General features: G+C 49.6%; 2 protein-coding genes. Both read right to left on the bottom strand.

Translation table 11 applies throughout. The features are described 5' to 3' along the window. Positions 1 to 352: 352 nt before the first annotated feature. Entirely contained in the window at positions 353 to 604 is a 252-nt protein-coding gene (locus D1159_RS18935) for a hypothetical protein (protein ID WP_161847125.1), read from the bottom strand. Positions 605 to 634: 30 nt separating this feature from the next. Continuing rightward, positions 635 to 1,118 (bottom strand): hypothetical protein (locus D1159_RS18930; RefSeq protein ID WP_161847124.1); only part of this gene is annotated, 484 nt, incomplete at its 5' end.

The raw sequence follows: 1,118 nt of genomic DNA, 5'->3' as shown, positions 1-1,118 counted from the left end.
GCACTTTCACACCGCCGCCCCGTTGGGGCGACAGTATGAAAGTGCTTTTGCGCGCTCCCGCGGGGGAACGCCCCCACGCTCTTTTTCTACATTTTTACCAATAGTGGCAAACTGCAATGGCTGCTCTGTCAGCTTTAGGAAGTGTTTATCCTGGTGTTGGAACAGTCGTCGGGGCTATCGTCGGTTTATTTGGTGGAGGAACAATTATTTACTGGGTTTTCCAAGCAGTTGCTCTGGAAAAGGGGCTGTATATTGGAGTTGACTGGAATGGTCCTTTCCCGAACCCCGCAATCGGTCTTTGGTAATAATAATACAATAAAAAAACGGTGACCCTTTTAAGGGCCACCGTTTTTTATATATCATATCGTGTAACCAAAGAAATTAAAACTATCACAGCTCCTGCAATACGCACAAAAACTGTTATCCTCGGCGTTTTATTTATCCGATCAGGGTACACCGGATTTATTAAAAAAAGCGCCCCATATACCACCCCGCCAACATTACAAAACCACCCTTGCTGAAACAGGGAAGAACTTATAAAGCTTCCCAAAAGAATTACAAGGCCCAGTATCATTTGCCGCTTAAAATTCAAAACTTTATTCATGCACTTTCTCCTTTTCCCTTCTCAGGTATCTTAAGCTCGAAACAATTTGCTAAACCAGCCCCGCTTCTGCTCCGGCTCCTGGCCTTGTTGATCCTCCCCAGCCTCGCCAGTACGAAGCTGCTGTTGGATTGTCCCCGCGTGGAGGGCCTGGGCCGCTGCCGCCGTCTGCTGGGCAGCAATCAAGGCATCAGACAACCGGGTGATGGTCTGCGCTTGCTGCTCAATCTGCCTGTCCTTCACTTCAAGCTGACCTTGCAGTGTGCCGATGGTGGCCTGTAAAACGGCGATCATACCGTCAACCGGGCCATCAACCTGACCGTCAACCACACCGTCAACCGGTTGATGGTCGGTTGACGGTACATCCTGCGAAAAGGCTTGTTTTATCAGCTTTTCACCGTCAACCGATACCGTCAACCTACCGTCAACGGTTGACGTCCACCCCCGCAAACTGGTTGACAGCGGCTCCCGCTTGATTTTCTTAAAGACAGCCTGCTTTGATACCCCTATTTCGTCC

Origin of the sequence: Pseudoflavonifractor sp. 524-17 (assembly GCF_009935845.1) — a bacterium.
Taxonomy (GTDB): Bacteria; Bacillota; Clostridia; order Oscillospirales; family Oscillospiraceae; genus Pseudoflavonifractor_A.
The sequence above is the reverse complement of the archived record's forward strand: the minus strand, read 5'-3'. Positions and strand labels throughout refer to the sequence as shown.